Annotated in this window: 11 protein-coding genes and 4 pseudogenes; 9 read left to right on the plus strand and 6 right to left on the minus strand. The window is 63.0% G+C overall.

Going from position 1 to position 21,183, the window contains the following annotated elements; translation table 11 throughout:
* Window positions 1-322: 322 nt before the first annotated feature.
* From AC1RQF_RS14055 to AC1RQF_RS14065, 3 genes are all read right to left on the minus strand, one after another.
* Complete coding sequence (locus AC1RQF_RS14055) at window positions 323-3,046, minus strand: GH92 family glycosyl hydrolase (protein WP_443111411.1); 2,724 nt, start codon at window positions 3,044-3,046, stop codon at window positions 323-325.
* Between the two features lie 192 nt (window positions 3,047-3,238).
* Entirely contained in the window at window positions 3,239-5,902 is a 2,664-nt protein-coding gene (locus tag AC1RQF_RS14060; RefSeq protein ID WP_492872279.1) for a GH92 family glycosyl hydrolase, read from the minus strand.
* Between the two features lie 465 nt (window positions 5,903-6,367).
* Window positions 6,368-7,081, minus strand: a complete 714-nt coding sequence (locus AC1RQF_RS14065) for a LuxR family transcriptional regulator (protein WP_492872280.1) — start codon at window positions 7,079-7,081, stop codon at window positions 6,368-6,370.
* An 851-nt stretch (window positions 7,082-7,932) separates the two neighbouring features.
* Here AC1RQF_RS14065 and AC1RQF_RS14070 point away from each other — a divergent pair.
* Together AC1RQF_RS14070 and AC1RQF_RS14075 are read left to right on the plus strand one after the other, a co-directional pair.
* Window positions 7,933-8,745 (plus strand): annotated as a pseudogene (locus AC1RQF_RS14070) (thioesterase II family protein); the annotation flags it as partial.
* Window positions 8,733-9,446, plus strand: a pseudogene (locus AC1RQF_RS14075) (acyl-CoA synthetase family protein); the annotation flags it as partial. The pseudogenes AC1RQF_RS14070 and AC1RQF_RS14075, both read left to right, overlap by 13 nt.
* A 59-nt stretch (window positions 9,447-9,505) precedes the next feature.
* Here AC1RQF_RS14075 and AC1RQF_RS14080 read toward each other — a convergent pair.
* The gene (locus AC1RQF_RS14080; RefSeq protein WP_273995651.1) at window positions 9,506-10,108 is read right to left on the minus strand and encodes an SGNH/GDSL hydrolase family protein; all 603 of its coding nucleotides are present in this window, start codon (window positions 10,106-10,108) and stop codon (window positions 9,506-9,508) included.
* A gap of 623 nt (window positions 10,109-10,731) precedes the next feature.
* Here AC1RQF_RS14080 and AC1RQF_RS14085 point away from each other — a divergent pair.
* The 6 genes and pseudogenes from AC1RQF_RS14085 to AC1RQF_RS14110 all read left to right on the plus strand — a co-directional run.
* Entirely contained in the window at window positions 10,732-11,010 is a 279-nt protein-coding gene (locus tag AC1RQF_RS14085) for a hypothetical protein (protein WP_492872281.1), read from the plus strand.
* 392 nt (window positions 11,011-11,402) lie between these two features.
* Complete coding sequence (locus AC1RQF_RS14090; RefSeq protein WP_492872282.1) at window positions 11,403-12,443, plus strand: KpsE/RkpR family capsule polysaccharide export protein; 1,041 nt, start codon at window positions 11,403-11,405, stop codon at window positions 12,441-12,443.
* A complete protein-coding gene (locus tag AC1RQF_RS14095; protein ID WP_492872283.1) occupies window positions 12,440-13,570 on the plus strand; it encodes a polysaccharide biosynthesis/export family protein in 1,131 nt (376 codons plus the stop codon). The genes AC1RQF_RS14090 and AC1RQF_RS14095 overlap by 4 nt, the downstream gene beginning before the upstream one ends.
* Window position 13,571: 1 nt before the next feature.
* The gene (gene mdoH, locus AC1RQF_RS14100) at window positions 13,572-15,887 is read left to right on the plus strand and encodes a glucans biosynthesis glucosyltransferase MdoH (protein ID WP_492872284.1); all 2,316 of its coding nucleotides are present in this window, start codon (window positions 13,572-13,574) and stop codon (window positions 15,885-15,887) included.
* 428 nt (window positions 15,888-16,315) lie between these two features.
* Window positions 16,316-17,197 (plus strand): UTP--glucose-1-phosphate uridylyltransferase GalU, encoded by an 882-nt coding sequence (galU, locus tag AC1RQF_RS14105; protein ID WP_492872285.1) that lies wholly within the window; start codon window positions 16,316-16,318, stop codon window positions 17,195-17,197.
* A gap of 133 nt (window positions 17,198-17,330) precedes the next feature.
* Window positions 17,331-17,443 (plus strand): annotated as a pseudogene (locus AC1RQF_RS14110) (IS6 family transposase); the annotation flags it as partial.
* 63 nt (window positions 17,444-17,506) lie between these two features.
* Here the strand turns inward: AC1RQF_RS14110 and AC1RQF_RS14115 are convergent.
* Window positions 17,507-17,979, minus strand: a pseudogene (locus AC1RQF_RS14115) (IS6 family transposase); the annotation flags it as partial.
* 419 nt (window positions 17,980-18,398) lie between these two features.
* The gene (locus AC1RQF_RS14120) at window positions 18,399-19,838 is read right to left on the minus strand and encodes a purine-cytosine permease family protein (RefSeq protein ID WP_273995360.1); all 1,440 of its coding nucleotides are present in this window, start codon (window positions 19,836-19,838) and stop codon (window positions 18,399-18,401) included.
* 348 nt (window positions 19,839-20,186) lie between these two features.
* Here AC1RQF_RS14120 and AC1RQF_RS14125 point away from each other — a divergent pair, with 348 nt between their 5' ends.
* Window positions 20,187-21,110, plus strand: a complete 924-nt coding sequence (locus tag AC1RQF_RS14125; RefSeq protein ID WP_273995358.1) for a LysR substrate-binding domain-containing protein — start codon at window positions 20,187-20,189, stop codon at window positions 21,108-21,110.
* Window positions 21,111-21,183 lie beyond the last annotated feature (73 nt).

The raw sequence follows: 21,183 nt of genomic DNA on the forward strand, positions 1-21,183 counted from the left end.
CGTTCTGGGCGTTCTGGGCGTTCTGGGCGTTCCGGGCGTTCCGGGCGTTCCGGGCGTTCCGGGCGTGGGGCGTGGGGCGTGGGGCGTGGGGCGGCGTGGACGGCATGGCTCAGCGCGAGCCTGCGCGAAATCGCCGCGTTGCGCGAACGGGCAGCGGGCAGCGGACATGAACCCCGATGAGCAACGCCTATCCCGCCCTGGTGCGAAGACGCGCTCACTCCGGCCGGCGCTTCCGCCGGTGTGCCAAGCCGTTCGTCCACGCGCCGCCGCACCGACCGCATTCGGCGCGGCGACGGCGGCCCGTCGACCGGATCCGGCCTTCCTAGAGCCGCCCCCCACCGAAAACCACGGAGGGCGCGAAAGCGCTGTTCGGGTCGGTGCCATCCCATTGGTCGACCCAGGCATCGTTCGGCGTCGGGCCCATGACAAAGTCGAGCTTGCCGCCGGCCCGCATTTCATCGTGCGTGATGTAGGGGCGATGCAAGGGGCTGCCGTTGAGCGTGGCCGACTGCACATAGCGATTGGCCTTCGACGGCGGCGCGCCGCTCGTCGTGTGCGCCGTGATGGTGAAGCGGCGCACCTGGCCGAACGTCAGGGCGCCGCCCGATGCGGCGGAGGACGCGACCGGAATGTCGATGCTCGCTTCCGCGAACAAGGGGGTGCCGAAGTAGTACACGCCGCCCACCGGATTGAGCGAATAAATGCCCAGCGCCGACAGCACGTACCAGGCGGACAATTGGCCGAAATCGTCATTGCCGGGAATCGCCGACGCCCGCACTCTGCGCGGATCGTCCTGGGCCGCCTTCAGGCTGGCGCGGCTCAGCTCGGCGCGATCGCGGTCGGTCAACGTGAGCGAATACATGTCGTCCATCACGGTGCGCACGAGGTCTTGCGTCTTGGACGGCGCGCCGATCACGTCATACAGATAGGGAAGCTGATTGGCCGGCTCGTTGCCCGCGACGAACTGGCCGATCCGGCCGGTGAGATCGGGGAAGCCCTGCCCGAAGCGGAAGCCGAGCGGGTTCTTCGGATTGAACGTCTGATCGAGTTGGGCGGCGAATCGCGCCTTGCCGCCGAGGACGGCGATAAGCCCCGGAAAATCGTGAAACACGTTCCAGGTGTCGATCCATGAATTCGCTTCGGAATAGTCGTCCTTCTCCGCGCCGGCCGGATCGAAGGGAACGCCCCAAGCGCCCGTGCTGCCCTTCGGTTGCGCAAATATCCAGCCATTGTTCTTCGTCGGGTTGTACACGTTGCGGTAGTTGAGGCTGCGCTTCAGGTAAGCCGTGAAAGCCGACGTATCCTTGCCGGCCGCCTTGCCGACCGCGGCGGTCGCCCAGTCGGCGAAGGCGTAATCCTGCGTCGTGGAGACCGAGGCATTGCTTCCGGAAAAAACATACCCGCGGGTTCGATACTGATCGAAACCGTGCGCGCTGGCCCCCTGCGTGGTGGTCAGCGCGGTCCAGACCTCGTCGGTGCCCGCATTCGTGAGGCCCTTCAGGTAAGCGTCGGCGATCAACGGAATAGCCGGATGGCCGGCCATCGTGAAGGTTTCCGTTTGAGCCAGCGGCCAGACCGGCAGCTCGCCCTTGCCGTTCTGCTTGAACTGCGCCAGCAGCGACCGGACCCAGCCGTCGACGCGTTCCGGCTGGATCAAGGTCATCAACGGGGATTGGGCGCGGAACGTATCCCACAGCGAGAAGGAGGACGAATAGTCGAACCCGGGATTCGCATGCTTGCTCGTCGTCGGCGGCGCGGTTCGGCTGTCGTTGACCGAATCCATGCCGACGTAGCTGCCGTCCGCATTGTTGTAGAGCGTCGGACCGAGCATCGCATGATAAAGCGAGGTATAGAACGCGGTTCGCTGGTCCTCGGTGCCGCCCTGGATCTGCACGCGGTTGAGCACCCGGGCCCATGCCTGTTCGGCCCCGCTCTTCACGTCGTCGAACGGCTTCGCGCCGACTTCGGCGGACAGATTCGCCGCGGCGTCGGCCACTCCCGACGGCGAGATGCCGACGTTGACGGTCAGGGACGACGCTGAACCGGACGCCGCCGCCGCGAACGTCAGGTAGGCGGTGCCGCCGTCCTGGCTGATCACGACGTCGCGATCGAACGGCTGAGAAAACCGCGCCACGAAATACGTCGGCTTGTTGTTCGCCCAGTTGTCGGTGATCTGCCATCCGGAGATCGTCCGATCATCCGTGACCTGGATTTTCCCGCTCTTGAGCGAGCCGCCGATCGGCTTGGCGATGCTGACGATCATGCTCCGCTTTTGCGCGGCCGCGCTCGGGAAGTAGGTATAGCGATGCACGCCCGCATGCGAGGTCGCCGTCATCTCGGCGAGGATCGCGGCGCCCTTGACGTTCCAGGGAGGATTGCCCGTTCCTTCGGGCGAGATGCGCACGCGATAGTATCCCGGTCCGGCGCTTTCGTCGGCGTGGCTGAAACGCGCGTTGTAGGTCGCGGACGTCCCGTTGATCTTGGCCAGCGTCGCCTTGTCGACCGGCGCGAGCGTCGGCAGGAAACGGACCTCGCCGCCCGACCCGATGCCCGCGCCGGACAGATGCGTGTGCGTGAATCCGGTGATGCAGGGGTCGTCGTACTGGTAGCCGGCCGTGCGATCCCAGTCATAAGGCAAGGCGCTGGGCCCGCCCGCCGTGTCCGGTCCCAGCTGAACCATGCCGAACGGCACCGTCGCCCCCGGGTAGGTGTGGCCATGCCCGCGTATTCCGCTGCTCCAGTTCGCGGCGATGTCCAGGTTCGACGTCCCGATCATGGGGTCGACGCTTCGGAGGACGCGCGTCGGATCGACGGTCCGCGTCGGCGACGCCGCCTCTCCCCCGCCCATCGAAGCCGAAGTCTCGTCATGCGCATCGCTTCCTGCCCCGGTATCGGAAGCGCCCGCTACGGCAGCGGGTGATGCGGCGCTCGTCGCGGCAAGCGGCGTCGACTCGAGATCGCCGCCGCATGACGCGACGCCGACGCTCAGTGCCAGGAGCATGCCGGCGGATTTCGATGTGTGGCGCATTCCATGCCTCCGTTTCATGACGGGTGACGGTTGTGTGGGAGGACGCCGATCCGGCCCGCCGCCGCTGCGCCCCCCTCGTTCGGCACGCCATGCCCCCAGGCGCGCCGACGCGGCATCCGGATTCGGGATTCGGGTTCGAGCAGGCGGCCCGGCTGCGGCCATCGGCCGCCTCCCGGACCCCAGGCTCGCTGCGCGGCAAAGTGAAGGCGGCTACTTCGTTCCCGGCTTCGTATAGTCGGCGCCGGGGCCGGACGGCGGCGCCAGCGACGGGTCCGCCGCCCAGTTCGTCGGGGTGGCCGACAACGTATAGGTCAGCGTGCCGCCGCCGGCGATGGCCGCCAGCGGCAGCCACGACCCCGGGTAGGTCTTGCCGTTCAACCGAACCGACTTGATGTAGGGCTTGCCGTTCAGCAGCGCCTCGTCGTCCGCCTCGATGCGCAGCTTCTTCGTGCCGTCGGCGAGCCAGATCGTCATGCCCTTGAACTGCGGCGTGGACATGGCCATGCCGGGCGCCGACGGAATGACGGGATACAGGCCGAGGCTCGCCCACAGATAGAACGCGGAGGTCGCGCCGAAGTCGTCGTTGCCGGGCAGGCCGCCGGGCGTGTTGAAGAACGTCTTCGTCATCACCACCGGGATCACGCGTTGCGTGAGTTGCGGCCTGCCCGCCCAGTTGTAGGCCCACGGCGTCTGCAATGCGGGCTCGTTGCCGATATAGAGCGTGCTGCCCGATTCGCCGCTGTTGAGCGTCGCCGCGCTCGGCAGGGGGCCGTTGAACGGATCGGTCTGGCTCAGGCCGAACAGGGTGTTCAAGCGCGCGATCGCCGCCGCGTTGCCGCCCAGCTGCTTGATCAGCTCCGCGTAGTCGTGACCGATCGTCCAGGTGTAGTTCGGCTCGGTCGACTCGTGGAAGCCACGGTTATTGTTCTCGCTGAAATCCCATTGGCCGCTCGAATCCTTCGTGACGAGCCCTTTCGATTCGCCGTAGTAGCCGCTGTTTGCCGGGATGTCCGCGTTGAAGATATTGATCCAGTTGCGCCCGCGCCTGCGCAGCGCGGCGACGCTGCCCGCATCCTCCGCCCGGCCGAGCGCGGCCAGGAAATTGCCGACCGATACGTCCGTCGTGCTCAGCTCCAGCGTCATCGATCCCGCGTGGTGGTCCCCCGCCACATTGGTCGAGACATAGCCGTTCTTCAAATAGAAGTCGCTGACCGTGCTCACGCCGGCGCTGTCGTCGACGCTGCCCAGGTTGTTGCACGCGCCCTCGACGAACGCGCTGCCCGGACCGCCCGTGCCGAACGCCGATTGCAGCATGTACTTGCGCGCGGCCGCGAGGTCGAAGCCGCGCGCGCCGAACGCATAGGCGCCCGCGATCACGTTCGGCGCATGGTCGCCTTCCATCGGCTTGGTGTCGTCGCTGCCGTCGACCCAGTGGGGAAACGCGCCGCACTGCTTCGCATCGACCACGAGCGACTGCATCATGTCGCTCGCTTCGCCGGGAAACAGCAGCGCCTGCAACTGCGTCACCGATCGATAGGTGTCCCACAGCGAGAAGCTGGAATAGTGCGTGCGGTACGCCCGCGGCTGATCGGGAACCGGATCCTGCGACACGTTGGCCGTCGCGCGCTGCGGCGCCGTGTTGCCGGGATCGCCGAGGTTGAGCTGGCGCATGCTCCGGTACTCGCCGTTCACGTCGCTATAGACGGTCGGCCCGGCCAGCGTGCGATACAGCGCGGTATAGAACTGCGTGACGTGGTCGCTTGCCGTCCTGGCCTGCGCACTGCCCAGGCTCTTCATGGCATTCGGTTGCGCGAGGTCGAGCTGGATCGTGTTGAGCCGGCTGTTCCACGCTGCGTCCAGATCGTTCCGCGTCGTGTCGAACGACCAGCCCGGGTTCTCCTTCGTCAGATTGAGCTGGGCGTTCGCCACGCTGACCGACGAAATGCCGGCCTTCAGCTGCACGGTCGTCGCACCCCCGCCCGCCTTCGGCGCGAACACGAGCGTCGCCACGCCGGGCGCGACCTTGGTCGCGGCCGGATCGAGCGGCGTATCGAGCTTGATGTAGAAGTACACCGGCTTGTACCAGGTGCCGCCGCAGAACGCGCCGACCACCGTCTTGCCGGACACGACGCCCGCCGCGACGTCGACCTTGAGGTCCACGAGGCTCGGCGCAACGCCCGACTTCATGCCGTTGCTGCGCAACGCATTGATCACCAGGTTCGGCGACGCGCCGGCCGGATAGGTCAGGCGCGCCATGCCGGTGCGGGTCGTCGCCGTGAGTTCGTTGAGGATGCCGTTGCCGGTCTTCACGCGGTAATAGCCGGGCGATGCCACCTCGTCCTTGTGCGAGAACGACAGGGAACGCCCGCCCGGAATCATCGCGACAGCGCCCTGGCCGCGGCAGCCGGGTCCCGACAGATGCGTGAGGCTGAAGAAATCGATCGTCGTGTCGGCGTAATAGTAACCGCCCGAGCCGTTGCCCCAGGGGCTCCGGCTGCCCGGCGTGTCCGGCCCGAAGCTGACCATGCCGAACGGCGCCTGCGCGGCGGGATTCACGTTGCCCGGATAGAGCCCGCCCGCGTCCGGCGCGCCGGTACCGATCAGGACGTTGACGAATTTCGTCAGGCCGGGAATGTCCGTCCGCGCCGGGGGCGCCGCGCCGTCGGCTCCACCGTTTCCATTCGAACCGGTCGAACCGTTCGCGCCGCTCGTCGCGCCGGCCGATGCGCTATCACCCGGAACGGTCGCCGTCGTGTTGCCGGTCACCACCGCAGACGAAGCCGGCGCCGCATCCAGGGAGTCGCCTCCGCACCCCGATATGGCCAACGCCGCCATCACGGCCGCCGTCGCCGCCTGGAACATTCCGTTACGCATTTTGGTTTCCTAAATATATTTTCGATAACAGAAGCTGTCTTTTCTTACAGTAGCATGCCTCGAAAGCCTACACACCGGCTATCGCGAAGTTTCCCTGATTTTTATTGTGTTTACTTAAACAACGGGAACAGCACGCAATATCGACCGCCCCCTCCGTGGCGCATGCGCGGGGAGACTCGACGAATGAATAAAATCGGCGGCGCAATCAGGCCCGCGCGATCGCGCCGGGACCTCTTGCATCCAGTCGGGCAATCCAGCGGCCTTGCACGTATCGACCACGGCGACACAGTCCGCGCGACACGCTGGCCGCGCACCGTCAGCGGCGCGCGGGGCCCCTGCCGGCGACACCTGGATCTTGGCAGGCGATAAGACTGCGGCATGGTCTCAAGGAACCGGTTCGCCCTGCCGCCCGCGCGACGGCGTGCGGGAGCATCCCGAGCCCAGGCGCCTCGCGATCGCCATGCCTCAAATCACGCCGCGCGCCGACGCCATCGCGACCGCCTGCGCGCGATTGGTCGCGCCCATCTTGCGAACGGCGTTCGTCAAGTGGAACACCACCGTCCGCTGCGTGATGCCGAGGATCTTCGAGATCTCCCACGCGGTCTTGCCGCGTCCCGCCCATTGCAGCGCCTCGCGCTCGCGCGTGGTCAGGTCGCATGTGTTCTGCGCCGGGGCCTTGCACTCGAGCAGCTTGCGCATCGCCGAATGCACGAAGCTCGCGAGCAGTTGCGCGAGGCTGAGCAGGCGCAGCGTATCGTCCTGGCGATGCTGGAACGGGAAATCGGTCGCCATGCACAGCATGCTGAACATGCCGCCGCGATCGTGGACCGGACAGCTCAAGCCGTACACGAGCCCGTGCGCCTTCGCTTCGGCGCGCAGCCGCGCCGCCGGCCCTGTAAACAGCGCGTCGTCCCAGATCAGCGGCACGGTGCGCGACAGGCATTGCCGGATCAGCGGATCGATCTCGGCATACCCCGCATCCTCGTAGCGCGCGCTCCACGCGGGCGGGTAGCCGTCGAATGCCCGCCGGCTGGTGGAGGCGCCCGCGAGTTGGTAGCGATAGACGAAGTTCTTGAAACCCAGTTGGCGGATGCGGGATTGCGTGTGATCGAACAGGCCGCGCTCGCTGTGCACATGGAGGATTTCGTTAAACGACTCAACGGACAAGTCTTCGTACATGGTGTCGCCCAATGTGAATGCGAAAGATAGGTGGTCGATCCGACGCGGCGCGACGCGGCGACGACCTGCGGCAGCCGGACGTCGTCCGGACGATCTGCTCCCTACGCGAACCGTCTCGCGCGCGCATGCCTGCCGCGCGACTTCGGACGCCGTCATGGAAGCGCGGCGCGTGGGCCACTGCCGCGCGTCGACCCGCGACCTCGGATGAGGGGGACGTCGTCCAACGACGCGCGACGGTCTGGACGACCGCGGAACGAATGCGCCGGGCACATCGGTCACATCCGATTCGCATCGGTCATGCAAGGGGGACAACGCATCGGCGCCTTGCAGCAGCTTGGCTGTCGAGTCCGTTCAGTGCGGCTTATCAGCCACCAGGACAAATATGAAAAGATTAAAGTTCACATATTCAAAGAATTCTATCAATCTATTTCTCGAATAGGTTGCATTAATTTTTTGATGTTTAGATTTTCGAGAAAAACAAGACAATCGTTCGCCCTGTTCATCGGTCTCCGCAAGTCATCGGTATACATATGTTGCGCCAGACCACATGTTGATCCAAGTCAAACTTACCGTAGTCTCCTTGCTTACGACTGCTCCAGCGCTCCTGTTCTTGATGATCCAAAAAACAGAAACAGAGAATCTAATTATTACATCAATTGAATTCAATTCATGTCAAATTGACTCACAATACAAAACTATCGCCCCTCAAAAATTCGCATTTCTTCACCATTTTTCAATACCTATTACGATATTTTCATATATCAAAAACTGTAATAAGTTGTAGTGTCGCTCGATTTACTGGCTCTGATAATTTACCGCCAAGTCAATTGCGGGAGGTTTCATGAGTCGGGTTGTTTCGACGAGCGCAGGAACGCTCAACAGCCGCGCACGCATCGTCGCATTCGCCTTCGCGGGGGCGGCCACGCGAGCTATGCGCCACTCGTCGAGGCGCTCGGCGAGGCCTTCTCGTTCACGACCCTGACCTGCCCGGCCGCGGCGCCCACCAGGACCGCCCCTTCCCCACCGACTGGCCGACGCTGATCGCCGACCTCGCGGACGCGGTCGACGACGTCGACGACGGCGCCCCGCGGTTCCTGTTCGGACACCGCTTCGGCGCGCTGCTCGCCTACGAAGTGGCACGACGGCGCGATGCGCGCGGCGGCCCGGCGCTCGCCGGGCTGTTCCTGTCGAGCTATCACGCGCCCGTGCGCGGCAATCCCCGTCATGCGCCAGAAGGCCGCACCCACGCCCTGCCCGATGCGGCGTTCATCGACGTCGTGCGGCGCTGGGGATTCTTTCCCGACGCGACGCTCGCCGATGCGGACCTGATGCGCTATGTCCTGCCGCCGCTGCGCGCCGATCTGCGCCTCGACGAACCTACCGCTACACGCCCGGCGCGGCGCGCGCCTTGCGTCGTCTACGGCGGCACGCGCGGAGCGAGCGTCGCGCCGGACGATCCCGTCGCCGCGGCGGCCGCCCTGCGCGCCCACGCGGCCGCGCTGGACGACGCGCCGGCGCGCGCGAAGCCGGGCGCGAGCGGCGCGTTCTGCTTCGCCGGCCAGGGTTCGCAGCACGCCGGCATGGCGCGCGACCGGTATCGCGCGAACGCGGCGCACGGCCGCTTCCGCCACCACTTCGACGCGGATCCGACGGCCGCTTCGCGCCCGGCTCGGACGATGCGCGCGCGCTCGACGTGGTGTCGGTCGGCACGCTGGACAACGCCGGGCAGCTGATCCGCATCATCGACCCGCAAGCGGGCGCCGCCTGCGCGACCGGCTCGATCGGGGAAATCTGCGTGTCGAGCGACAGCGTGTGCCACGGCTACTTCGGCCGCCCCGACGTCTCCGAGGCGACCTTCCACGCCTACCGCAGCGACGCGCACCCGCAGGGCCTGCTGCGCACGGGGCGACCTCGGCTTCGTCGACGAGCGGGGCCATCTCTTCATCTCCGGCCGCATCAAGGACCTCATCATCCTGAACGGCGTGAACTACCACCCGCAGGACATCGAAGGCGCGGTGCTCGACGCGTCGACCCAGATCCGCTCGAACCGGATCCGCGATCCTGGTCGAGCGCGATGCGCAGGCGGGCGTCGTCGTCGTGCTGGAGGCGACCGGGGCGTTCTCGCTCGCCGACGCGGCCGCCGCGATCACGCGCGAGATCTGGCAGGCGTGCCAGCTCACGGTCAGCGCGCTGGTCCGGGTTCGCAAGGGCGAGATCCACACCACGTCGAGCGGCAAGATCCAGCGCGCAGCCTGTGCGGCGATGCTGGCAAACGGCGCGTTCACGATCGAGAAGGCCCACCTCGCCGACGACGCGCGCGTGGCTGGAGCCCGTGCTTGCCGGATGCGCGTCGCCGGTGGGCTGAAGGGAGGAGCGGCGAGCGACAGGCGGTGCGGTTTCGCGATCGCGCCGCCGCGACGCGGCTTACGTGCGCGCGAGCATCGGCAATGCGCGCCGCGCGAGCGCCTCGCCGAGCACGGCGTGCCGATCGGCGTCGAGATGGATGCCGTCCTGCGCGCTGGTCCGGGTGACCTGTCCTGCGTCGAACAGCGCGCAGCGGTACGTGCGGGCGATGTCGCCGTAGGCGTCGGCAAGCCCGATGCAGCGGCTTTCGCTGCCGAGGAACTTCGGCATGGGTTCGCCCTCGGGCACGCGGATGGCGGGGGGCACCACGATCAGGATGTCGGGCGTCTTCATGCCGGGCTCGACGGGCGCGCCGCGGATCGCCTCGATCAACGCGCCGATGCCGCGCGCGGAATCCTCGACGGTGTTCGCATGAACCGTCTGGAAGTCGTTCGTGCCCAGCATCAGAATGGCGAGATCGAGCGGCGCATGCATCTCGATCACTTGCCCGAGGCCCGCCGTGCCGTTGCGCCCCGGCTTCAGCGGATCGTCCCAGGCGGTGCGGCGGCCGTTCAGGCAGTTCTCGACGACGCGCGTCGCGGTGCCGTGCGCGCACAGGGCGCGCTCGAGCACCCCGGGCCAGCGCGCATCGAACGACAGGCGGCGGCGGGTGCCCGGGACGATGCCTCAGGACAGCGAATCGGCGTAGACCAGAACATGTTTCATCGCGACGGACGTGGAGGCAAGTGCGGAGGACCGGCAGGCGGCGCGCCGCCCGGTGACAGGCGCCATCTTCCAATCCGTTGCACGGTCGTGCAAGGCCGCCGCGCGCTTCCGTCTTCGAGCAGGGAAGAATTGGATCAAGAACTGCAGTTCCGCGTCCGGCGTGCCTGGCACATACCGTCACGCTTCCGCACGTCCCGCCTCTCCCCACATCTCAGATGGCGGAAGTCCCGACAGCCCGCGATGAGGTTTCCGTCGTAACGCCTACCAATCTCGACAGCCCGCCATGGCTCGCAGTCCTCCAACATCAACGCATGCTACGTCGTGCAGCACCGCCCCGGACCGGCGATCACACAGCACATGATCGCCCGAGAACGATGCCGTCCGTCGAACCTCCCCTCCCTGCCGTTGCTCGGGCCCACCATCCGCTACCCGGTCGTCAGGCTGACTACGTCACCCAGTCTTGTGAGCCAATTTGCATTATTTCCTCAACGTTTACAAACGTTCAAATTATCAGGACAAACAACCATTAGCATTACGAATACTGTCAAGTTGGTTGCTGACGTCGACGAATATCATGGGGCATGAAGAAAGTTCCTATTGCAGTTCTGCCGCCGGTCGATGCACCCGTTTCGTTCAATGGCTATCGGTTTCCGACGGGCATCATCTGCCATACAGCTTGGTTGTACTATCTTTTTCTGATGAACCTGCGCATGGTGAAGAGATGTTGGCCACACGGGCATCGAGCTCACGTACGAAACGGTGCGATGCCGGGCGACGAAGTTCGGCACGGCGATCACGAAGCGGAATCGCTCGACGGCGCCGGGGCGTGGCGACACGCGATCCGGACGAAGTGGTGGTGACGATCAACCGCAGGAAGCATCGGCTGCGGCGGGCCGTCGATTAGCAAGGCGCGGTGCCCGATGTGCTTGTGCAGAGCCACCGCGACAAGGCCGCGGCCAAGCGACTGATACGCAAGTTTCTCCAGCGCCATGCCTGCGCGCGTGATTGTGAAGGACAAGCCACGCAGCGGCAAACAACGAACGGCTTCATGCGCCCACATGCCGGCGTAAGCCGATCGATGCCCGCCTCACCCGTCCTTGCTGTCTGACCACCGAACAAGTTGACAATACCCACGCGAACATAAGAGTCCCATGCGATGACCTTTATTGGTCTTAAAAAATAAAAATTTAGATTATATGCATCAGGGTATAAATTTTCTCGATACAAACAAACCATACGGACCATCGATAATATGAAAGCGCTCCGCCAGCCACTTTTTTGGGCCATTGTCGTGGTTCCCAATCTCGTTTGCATTATCTACTTTCTGTTGGTCGCGTCGCCTGTCTATGTCTCGACGGCCTCCCTCCTCGTTTACAAGCCCGTTCAAGCTTCGGAAAGTCTGACGTCGATGCTCTCCGGCGCAGGCGGCGGCAGCTCTACAGAGGGCGCATACATCGTTAAGGACTACGTCGGCTCATGGGACGAATACCGAAACGTAGCCAATACGATTAATCTGCCCGAGCATTTTGGTCAGGGCGATTTCATCAGTCGCTTCGGTGGATTATCGACGCTCTTCAGGAAAAACGATGTCACACTGTGGCACTACTATCAGAATCGCGTGAATGCCGCGATTGACCAGAACAGCGGAATCGTTTCTTTATCGGTTGAAGGCTATTCTTCCGCCCTCGCCGCAACGATCGCCAAAAAGATTTTGGAAGATGCCGTTCGTCATATCGACGAGATGAATCAGCAGCAGGAAGCCGACTATATCAAGAATGCGGTCGATCGACGAACCTCGATAGAGGTCAAGTTGAAGAGCGACGTGGCCACACTCGCGGCCTATCGCACGTCGACCGGTATGCATGACCCCTCCAAGTTGTACATCTCGAACCTGGCGCTTCTGAACTCGTTGAACGAGCAAAAAACGCGGATGTCTGCGCAGTACGACGCGATCTCCAAGGCGACGCCCAATAACCCGGTCGCCAAGAACCTGATGTCGGCCATAGCCGCTGTTCAAGCCAAGATCTCCAGCACGGAGAGCGACGGCAAGACTCTTTCGCGCCAAGCAGCGCGTTATGACGAGCTGACAGTAGCGCGCGACAACGACATATCTTTGTTGCATGAAGTCGAAACTGCTGTCGAGCAGGCGCAACTGAACGCGATGAAGAACAAGTATTACCTGAACCTCATCAGCGCTCCGTCCAGCCCGAACTCACCCGAACTGCCGCGGCGTTTGGAATGGATCGCAGGTGTACTGCTTGCTACTCTCGTTCTGTGGGGACTTCTCCGATGAAGCACTTTTCTCGAGCCACTCGCCTTGGACTCGTCAGCACGGCCTTGGTACTGTCCGCGTGCGGCACCCTGCCGTCCGCCGGCCCTTCGGTGTCTTCCGTGAAGTCGAGCCAGGACGTCGATATTGTGAACGTCACCCCCGTTCTTGCCCAACAACGAGCCGCGGCTGAGGCAGCGCGCCATCAAACTGTGCTCCTGCAATCGCTGGCATCGCTGTCCGGTGAGAAGCACCACGGGGGGTTTACCTTTGCACCCGGCGATGCATTGCACGTTCAAGTCTGGACGATTTCACCATGGCCAGGCTCGGATTCGCAGCAGGGCGCATCGAACGTTCCGTCTTCGATCGATCTCGGCAATTACACGGTCTCGGGGGCCGGGATGATCGATCTTCCCTACGTCGGCCCGACATCGATTCGAGGTCTGACGCTTGATGCCGCGCAGACCACGATTGCACATCGATATGCAGGGCTCGGCATTTTGCAGAGTCCATCGGCAAAAATCTCCGTGACCTCCTCGCCGCAAGGCAGCATCGTCGTCACCGGGGCTATCGGCGCACCCAGGATTCTCCCCTGGACGCCGGCCGGGCTCTCGCTCGCCTCAGCTTTGACCCAGGCCTTAGGAAGCGGCACCGATCTCACCGGATCAACGAATGGCCAGAGCGGTGACAGCATGGCGACGCAGGTAACGGTCATTCGGAACGGCGAATCCGTAACATTGCCTCTCAATGAAGCCTTGGCCCAGAAAATCGCCTTGGCGCCAGATGATCGGATACTGGTCAAACGCGCTCCGCTCGTGCGGGTGACGGTGGTTGGCGGTGGGGTTCACAAAAACGGAGAGCTTAATTTCGCGCACGTGCCCACGTTGGCCGAAGTGCTGGCCTCGGCGTCCGGCCTGAACGCCAACGCTGCCGACGATCACGCGGTGTTTGTGCTTGAAGAAACGTCGCTGGGCAAGCGCCCCGTTCTGTACAACTTCGCCTGGAACAAGCTTGAAGGGCTTGTCGCGTCGCATCGATTCCCGATCAAGGACGGCTCTATGGTCTATGTGGCTGAAGCTCCGATCGTATCGGTTGAGCGCGCGGTGAGCATTCTGTTCCAGCTGGCTGTCCCCGTCCAAGCCGCCAAATGATATGACGTTTGATGCCTACATAGATCGGCTGGACCTCCCGGCCGGGGAAGCCGATCGACTTCGTGCGTCGGTTCACACGTGGGAAGACCTCCATGCATGGCTTGAAGCCAATCAGGAGGCGGTGATCCAGCCCAAGCCGGAGCGGATCACCATCGCGCCTCCGCCGCTGAACGTCTCCTGGAAATACAACGTGTGGCACCGATTCCGGCGCTCGCATGGCCCGCACGCGCCGATTGGCGAGGCGCCGGGTTGGGAGCGGGTCGTCGAGTATCGGCGTAGAGTTACGCTGGCCCTGACCTTGGTCACCACGATCATCATTCTGCTGCTGTCGGATTACACCCTGCGCGCGCAGCAGATGCCCGAGATCACAATCAAGATCTACCTCGTGATCTACGGGATCATGACTTGGTTCCTGGCGTCGAACTTCTTCAAACTGATGCTCGGAACTTGGCATACGCTTCGAGGACCAGGCAACAACCCATGGCACCCCTCACAGTCGGCTCGCGAACCGCGAAAGGAAGCGAAGGTTGCCATCGTTTATCCGGTCTATCACGAGGACGTCCCTCGGGTTGCTGCGGGCATGGCTGCGACGTGGGAATCGATCGCGCGAGAGTTTCCGGAATACGCACACCATTTCGACAATTTCCTTCTGTCGGACAGCCGAAAGCTCGAGTACAACATCGTGGAGCAAAGCGCAGTGCACAAGCTCCGTGAGCGATTTCCGCAAGGTCGCTTTTTCTACCGCCGTCGCCCCGTCAATCTGAACGCCAAGCTTGGCAATGTCACCGATTTTTGCCGTCGGTGGGGAAAGAAATATGACTACATGCTGGTCATGGACGCGGATAGCATCATGGATGGCAAGGCGATCGTCGAACTTCTCCGCATGATGGAGGGTAACCAACGCGTCGGTATCCTGCAAACCAACCCCAAGCCCGTGATGCGTCGCAGCCTGTTCGGTCGAATGCAGCAGTTTGCCGCCAGACTTTACGGTTCCGTCTTTTCGTACAGCCTGCAAGCCATGTTCATGGGACATGCGTCCTACATTGGGCACAACGCGATGATACGGATGAAGCCGTTCATCAAGTATTGCATCCTCCCCGAACTACCTGGCGCGGCCCCATGGGGTGGCAAACCGCTGAGTCACGACATCATCGAATCCGCGATGATGGCGCGCGCCGGCTATGAGGTCTGGTTCCTCCCCGAGCTTGAAGGAAGCTACGAAGAGCTCCCGGCCAATCTTTTGGGATTTTTGATCCGTGAGCGCCGGTGGATGCAGGGCAACATGCAGCATCTGCGGTTCCTGTTCATCGATGGCCTTCGATCGGTTCACCGGGAAACGTTCCTCAACGGGTCGGTAGGTTACCTAGCCGCCCCGCTCTGGGCGATGTTCCTAGTCGTATCGGCGTACGGCATGGTCCATTTTTTGAGCAAGGGAGTCCTCGTGATCGGTTCCATCCGGCTGTTGGAAATGCCGATGATGATGCTCCTGATCTCGTCGCTGGTTTTCCTGTTCATGCCACGCATCCTGGCGTTCATCGTGCACGTCAAGAGCGATCGCGCTCGCGGGTTTGGCGGGAAGGACAAGCTCGCCTGGTCACTGCTGCTTGAGACCGTCTTCTCTTTCTTTTTCTCGCCGATCATGATGATCTATGTCACTCGATTCGTATGGCTATGGTTAAAGCGGAAAGGTATCTCGTGGGGCACCCAGCAGCGTGATGATGACCCGCTCCCTTGGTCCGACTGCTTCCGGCACTTCGGTTGGGTCAGCATCACCGGGATCATCTGCTGGGTCTCCATGGCCTACGCGGTTAATGGAATCTCAAATAGTCGTGCGCTCATCATCGAAGCCCTCTCAAACAAGTGGGTGACGCCAAGCGACATCATGCTCTGGTTCTTTCCAATCTTGGCCGGATTCACGGGCAGCGTCTGGATTGCTCGCTTGACCAGCCTGTCCATTGACGGTATCCAGGCTCGCCAGCTCTTCACCATTCCGGAGGAAACGTACAAGCCCCAGGTCATTGAAGACACGGTGCGCTGGGAGCGCGACCTGCGGCACGACCTTCCCGACGCGGACAATCCGGCGGCCGTCATGGAGTACGCCACGCACGACATTGGTTTCTACATCAAGCATCGATCAGAAACGCGCGTGAGACCTCACGTCGCTCATCGCCTCCTTCCAATGATTATGGAGGGCAAGCCGTTGACCCGTAAGAACATGCTGCTCGCGCTGAGTGAACGAGGCTGTTTCGATGCGCTCCACATGAAGGCGACCCGAGGACCCTCTCCGATGGAGACAACTGTGGTTCGCAAGAGGTGACGCGGTGACCGTCGACGTGCTCCGAACCGCGGGCATTGGCTGATGGAGGGCCTTGGGCTCATCGAAGCTTCGCGTTCGCAACTCGCTACGGCGCTGTCGTCTTCACACGCCGCCATGATGGTGTTGGCCATCCGCATCGTGGTCGGCACAGTGGCCCGCTTGCTTATCCACGCACGAGGCTGTGGCGGTGGAGGAAGTTTATTTCCAGTCTTCCGTTGATTCCGCTACGGGACATCCTCCTGGCGTTCCGATGGCTCGGTACTTCAGTTGGCACCCACGTCCATTGGCGCGGTAGGCGCGTGCCCGTTGCAAATCCCTATCCAGAATAGAATCCTACTGATCGTTCATTGGATCCAGGAAAAGACGATCGGATGAATTTTTTCAATAACTCGTGCCGACCGGCGACGATTTTTACCGGAAAAAATGCAATGCTGAAAGTAACTAAAGCTGTTTTCCCCGTAGCCGGTCTCGGTACGCGGTTTCTGCCGGCCACCAAGGCCAGCCCCAAAGAAATGCTGCCTGTCGTCGATAAGCCTCTGATCCAGTACGCTGTCGAGGAAGCGATCGCGGCCGGGATCACCGAGATGATCTTCGTTACGGGGCGAAGCAAACGTGCCATTGAAGATCATTTTGATAAATCATACGAGGTCGAGGCGGAACTCGAAGCCCGTGGCAAGGAAAAGCTGCTGAATCTTGTGCGAAGCATCAAGCCGCGCAACGTGGACTGCTTTTACGTACGGCAGCCTGAAGCGCTTGGGCTCGGGCATGCCGTGCTCTGCGCGGAAAAGCTCGTTGGCGATCATCCATTCGCCGTCATTTTGGCTGACGACCTGCTTGATGGTGAACCTCCCATCTTGAAGCAAATGGTCGACGTGTTCGATCACTACCATAGCTCGGTCATCGGGGTCGAAGAAATCCCCTCCTCCGAAACGAAATCATATGGGATTATCGACGGCAAGGAATGGGAGGAATCGATCATTAAGATGTCAGGGATCGTCGAAAAACCTGCACCTGACGTTGCGCCATCCAACCTGGGTGTTGTTGGTCGCTACATCCTTAAACCGCGGATTTTCAAACACCTCCGCGAGCTAAAGCCCGGCGCAGGTGGAGAACATCAACTGACCGACGCGATTCAAGCCTTACTCTCTGAGGAACAAGTGCTCGCATACAAGTACGCCGGCACTCGGTACGACTGCGGCAGTAAGCTTGGCTATCTAAAAGCAGCCATTGAGTTTGGCCTCCGCCACCCTGAAGTCGGTAGTGATTTCGCGGATTACCTCGCCGCGCGGATACCCGCCACTGTCGCGTGATCATCCAGATGTTCTGCCCGCTCCCCGCAAGCTTCACAGATTGCCCTCGCCACGGCCTCTCGGATCGGTACTGTCAGTTTGTCGCCGAAGTCGATAAATATAATGGGAAAGGAAGAAGGTATTCATCTCCATTCTGCCGTCGACCGAGGCACCGGTTTCGTTCAGGGGCTACCGGTTCCGCCGGACATCATCTGCCACGCCGTTTGGTTGTACTACTGTTTTCCGCTGAGCCTGCGCATGGTTGAACGGCACTGGCAGGTTGTGCGGCAACCGGACAAACCAGGATGAGTGAGGCGAGTATCGATCGGCTTACGCCGGCATGCGGTCGCATGAAGGCCCTTTCCCAGGCCGCGAAGGCCTGGGCACATGCCCCGCGTTTGCACAGCGCGCTGCGATTGTTGCGGCACCCCATGAACGAATTCGAAGCCTGTCCATGGGCCGAGGCAAATCGTTGAAGCTGGCGTGCCGATTTGAACCGCCGCATCACCTTCTCGCACACCCGGGTCGGCTGATGCGAATTTTCCACCCGGTTGTTCAATCCCTTGTACTGCCGATGCCCGACGTTCAGACCCAGTTCGTTGTTCGCCGCCGCGTAGCTGCGTAGCTTGTCCGTCATCATCACACGCGGGCAGCCATGGCTGCCCGAGCAACGTGCGCATCAGCCGTTTGGCTGCTGCTGTGTCGCGGCGACGCTGCACCAGCGCATCGAGCACCGCGCCGTGCTGATCGACGGCCCGCCACAACCCGTGCTTCCGGCCGTTGATCGTCACGACCACTTCATCTTGAGACAACGGAGCCATGAATCAAAAGCCAAACAAGTTTTCCCCGGAGGTCCGAGCGCGCGCAGTGAGCCTGGTACGCGAGCAGCGTAGCGAGTACCCGTCGATGTGACCGGCAGTCGCCGGCGACACGCTCGATCCCGTTCCGTGACTTCCTGATCCCTCTCGGGTCGATGCGCGAGACTGAGCCGGTCATTTTTATGGGGGCTCACTCGGCCGGGTTTCCGGAAAGCCGGGTGTTTGGCGAATGCCTGTCGCCGAGGCTCCGTCCGGATGAACGATCGATTCAAGCTATTGCCGCGTCACGCGCCGACCCATTTCGTCCGTTCCGTGAACATGCTTCTCGATCAGGGCCGTCAGCATTACCATGCCACGCCGCCGCGCCGCGCCGCGCCCGACGCGGCGGCGTACGCCCTGCCCCGTTACTCCAGCCCTTCCGTTCCCCCCATCATCGTCGACGTCAGTCTCGCGCCGGCTTGCCGGCGCCTGGACTCGCCGCCCCGCATCGCGAGCCCGTAATACAGCAGCGACGTCAGCACCAGCCCGATCACCCACGACAGATCCGCGCCATCGAGCAGCGCCGGAATCGGGCCCGCGTACATCGGCGTGTTCATGAACGGAATCTGCGCCAGGATGCCGATCGCATACGCGATCAGCGCCTGCGGATTGAAGCGGCCGTAGATCCCGCCATCCGCCATGAAGATCGATGCGATGTCGTACTTGCCCTTGTGGATCACGTAGAAGTCGATCAGGTTGATCGCGGTCCACGGCACCAGCACGACGAGCAGCGCGAGCACGAGATTGACGAGTTGGGCGACGAAATTCGTCGATGCGCCGATCGCCGCGTAGCAGCATGCGACGAAGATCACCACGGACAACACGGCGCGCGCCTTCGCGGTCGGGATCCACCGGTGGGCGAAGGTCTGCACCGACGTGATCACGGCGAGCACCGCGCCGTACAGATTGAGCGCGTTGTGGCTGATCACGCTCAGCAGGAACAGCACGAGCATCAGGGGGCCGAGCGGGCCGGTCACCTGCTTGACCGCATCCATCGTATCGGCGCCGGCCGGGGCCGCGAGCACCGCAACCGCCCCGAAGATGAACGCCAGCGTGGAACCGAGCGTGGAGCCGAGATAGGTCGCCCAGAACGTCGCGGCAGCGCCGACGTGTTCCGGCAGGTAGCGCGAATAGTCCGACACATACGGCGCGAACGCGATCTGCCACAGCGCCGACAGCGACACCGTCGCGAGCCAGCCCGCGAAGCTGAAGCCGCCGCGCGTGAGGAAGTCGTCGGTCTCGATGTGCGTGAGCATCATCCAGAAGCCGACCAGGATGCCGATGCCGAGCACCCACGTGCCGATACGGTTCAGGATGTGGATGACCCGATATCCGACGATCCCGATCAGCCCCGATCCCACCGCGCCGATCACGATGCCGACCGGCACCGGCACGGACGATGCGATGCCGTGCACCGATTTGCCGGCAAGCACGATGTTGGACGCGAAGAAGCCGACATACATCACGGCCGCGATCACGGTGACGAGCAACGCCCCCCACGAACCGAACTGCGCGCGGCTCTGGATCATCTGCGGAATGCCCATCCGCGGCCCCTGCGCGGAGTGCAGCGCCATCAGCACGCCGCCGACCGCCTGGCCGACGACGATCGCGACGATCCCCCACATCAGGTTCAGGTGGAAGATCTGCACGCCGAGCGCACCGGTCACGATCGGCAGCGGCGCGATATTGCCGCCGAACCACAGCGTGAACAGATCGCTCACCCTGCCGTGCCGGTCTGCGGGCGGCACATGGCCGATCGTGTATTTCTCTATCACGGGGGACGCGCTGCGCTCCACGTTCGTCATGGCAATGTCTCCTGTCCTGCGCGCCGCTGCATGCGTCCGGTATCAGCCGGTGCGCGGCGGCGCGATTGTCGATGATCGGACTGGACACGCGGCGAAGGTCACTGCGCCCTCATGTGCGCCGGCGCGAGCCGACGCTCCGCCGCCACGGCAACCGCAGCATGATCCAGATCGGAGCCGATGGTGCGCCACGCGAGCCGCGAGGGAGAAATACTAAAAATATTTTCGAAGCCCACGAAAAAGCTCTGCAGCGGGAAACCCGGCGCCGGCTTCTTCCGGTAATGTGCTGCGTGAGGCAATGGACAGCATGCGCCCCGACGCGGCAGTCGGGGCCGAGTGGCAGAGGTGCCTGTGGCTCACTATACTTTGCGGCAATTGAAGTACTTCGTGGCGACGGTGGAATGCGGCAGCGTCGCCGAAGCGTCGCGCCAGCTCTTCATCGCGCAGCCGTCGGTCTCCAGCGCGATCAAGGGCTTGGAGGAAAGCTTCGCCGTGACGCTCTTCATCCGGCATCACGCGCAGGGCGTGTCGCTGACGCCCGTCGGCGCGCGCTTCTACCGGCAGGCGCAGGAGCTGCTGCGCATCGCGCACGCGTTCGAGCAGAACGCGCTCGCCGACAATGATGTCGTCACCGGCCAGATCGACATCGGCTGCTTCGAGACGGTCGCGCCGCTCTATCTGCCGCAACTGCTCGCGGGTTTTCGCGAGCGCTATCCGGGCGTCAGCATCCGGCTGCGCGACGGCGATCAGCAGGAGCTCGTGCAAGGATTGACGGCCGGCTCGTTCGATCTTGCCCTCCTGTACGACCACGACCTCGACGGCACGATCGAAACCGAGCCGCTGATGCCGCCGCAGCAGCCGTACGTCCTGCTGCCTGAGCAGCACCGGTTCGCGGGCCAGGCGCATGTGTCGCTTCGCGAACTCGGCGTCGAGCCGATGATCCTGCTCGACGTGCAGCCGAGCCGAACCTATTTCGTCAGCCTGTTCCACGACCTCGGGCTCACCCCCAACATCGTGTTCGCGTCGCCGTCGATCGAGATGGTGCGCGGCATGGTCGGCCGGAATTTCGGTTTCTCGTTGCTCGTCACGCGCCCGTATTCCGAATACACGTACGACGGCCAACGCGTCGTGACGACCCGGCTCAGCGAAACCGTCAGCCCGTCGGGGCTCGTCAGCGCGCGGTTGAAGCGCGGGCAGCTCACGAAGCAGGCGCAGTCGTTCGTCGATTTCTGCCGCGAGCGGCTTGGCGAGATCGACGCGGGGTCGTCGCGCTAGCTGTGAAGCGTCAAGAGGTTGTTTCTCGATACGGGAAGTCTGGCCATCGGCGCAACGCCGCCGATGGCGCTAT

The sequence above is a fragment of the Burkholderia sp. GW821-FHT14F03 genome (assembly GCF_058803765.1).